The sequence below is a fragment of the Microcystis sp. M49636_WE2 genome, assembly GCF_030065375.1.
GTDB classification, from domain to species: domain Bacteria; phylum Cyanobacteriota; class Cyanobacteriia; order Cyanobacteriales; family Microcystaceae; genus Microcystis; species Microcystis aeruginosa_C.
Window position 1 is genome coordinate 1 of the sequence record NZ_JASJFG010000082.1, and the last position, 1,533, is coordinate 1,533.

Consider the following 1,533-nt stretch of genomic DNA (forward strand, 5'->3'; position numbering starts at 1 on the left):
ATCGGCCGGAGACAGCGCCCCAGTAGCGACTTGATAGAGGAGGGGCTGAAAAAGATGGAAATTTCGCTTATCGATGAGGGTAACATGAACGGGGGCGTTTTTTAGGGCTTTGGCCGTGTATAAACCCGCAAATCCGCCGCCTATGATAACAACTCTTGGCTGTTTTTCAGTCATTGCTTAACAATAATTCATAAATTTTCCCTAGTGTAGTCCGGATTGTCACAATTTAGCGGTGACAAGCGTTACCGAAAACAGCAGTCTTTAACCTAGAAAAAATATAAATCAGCGCTTTTTTGGCCAGCGCGGAAGGCAAAACCAAAAAAGTACAGGGACTCTGATCTGCTCGAAAAACTTGAAAAGACCGCTACGCCGTTTTACCTAAGTTTATGACCTGGGTTAACCAGGTGGGAACTTATATTCCGCGTTTCTGTTTCCGAGTACAAGCTCGGTTTACTACCACACGAATTGGTTATTCGCTCCCTTATCACAATCAAGCATAGATCAAAAAACTTGAAAGGCAGTCACCAACGTAGAAGCCTGATTTGGTTTTATCGTAGCATTTTTTTTTCTCAGAGGCAAGAGGAGAATTATGAATTATGAATTGGGGTGTGGGGTGTGGGGTGTGGGGTGTGGGGTGTGGGGTGTGGGGTGTGGGGTGTGGGGAATTATGAATTATGAATTATGAATTGGGGAAGTGGGGTGTGGGGAGGATAAATGAAATGATCTCCTGTCTCCTGTCTCCTGAATACTGACTTCTAACACCTAACACCTGATCTTGTTTGCTCTGTGAAAATCTGGGACTACAATAGAGAAAAGTGACAATTTTTGCCAGAGTGATTACCGAGGACTAATAAAGAATGACGGCTATCCTAGGGAAACCTGCCACGCTTAACACTCCGATTCTGCACCGTCTTGCCAATGGTTTAACGATTATTGCCGAAAGTCAACCGGTAGAAGCGGTTAATCTCAATGTCTGGCTGCAGGTCGGCTCGGCCTTAGAATCGGATCAGATCAATGGCATGGCTCATTTTCTCGAACACATGGTTTTTAAGGGAACCCCTAACTTAGACAGTGGCGAATTTGAACGGGCGATCGAATCGAGGGGAGCGGTGACTAATGCCGCTACTAGCCAAGAATACACCCATTATTACATTACCACTGCCCCGCAGGACTTCGCCCATCTGGCCCCGCTGCAGCTAGAAGTGGTTTTAGAAGCTTTAATTCCCGATGAAGCTTTTGAACGGGAAAGACAGGTTATTTTAGAAGAAATTCGTCGTTCTCAGGATAATCCCCGTCGTCGCACTTTTTATCGCACCATGGAGACTTGTTTTCAAGTTTTACCCTATCGTCGTCCGGTGTTGGGTCCGACGGCAGTGATTGAAAATCTTACTCCTCAACAAATGCGCGATTTTCATCGGACTTGGTATCGTCCCGAATGGATGACGGTGGCGGTGGTGGGTAATTTGCCTGTAGATGATTTAATGGCTATTGTGAGCGATTCTTTAGATACTTTAGGCAGTAAGGGCAATTCTG

General features: G+C 45.7%; 2 protein-coding genes and 1 other RNA gene. 1 reads left to right on the forward strand and 2 read right to left on the reverse strand.

Features of this window, described 5'->3' with window-relative positions:
• The coding region (locus PX484_RS01865) for an FAD-dependent oxidoreductase (RefSeq protein WP_288102724.1) at positions 1 to 174 on the reverse strand (174 nt) is incomplete at its 3' end.
• Between the two features lie 180 nt (positions 175 to 354).
• A non-coding RNA gene (ssrS, locus tag PX484_RS01870) (6S RNA) lies at positions 355 to 542 on the reverse strand.
• Between the two features lie 315 nt (positions 543 to 857).
• On the opposite strand from ssrS, the gene PX484_RS01875 reads away from it, so the two are divergent.
• On the forward strand, positions 858 to 1,533 hold a 676-nt coding region (locus PX484_RS01875), incomplete at its 3' end, for a M16 family metallopeptidase (RefSeq protein WP_288102723.1).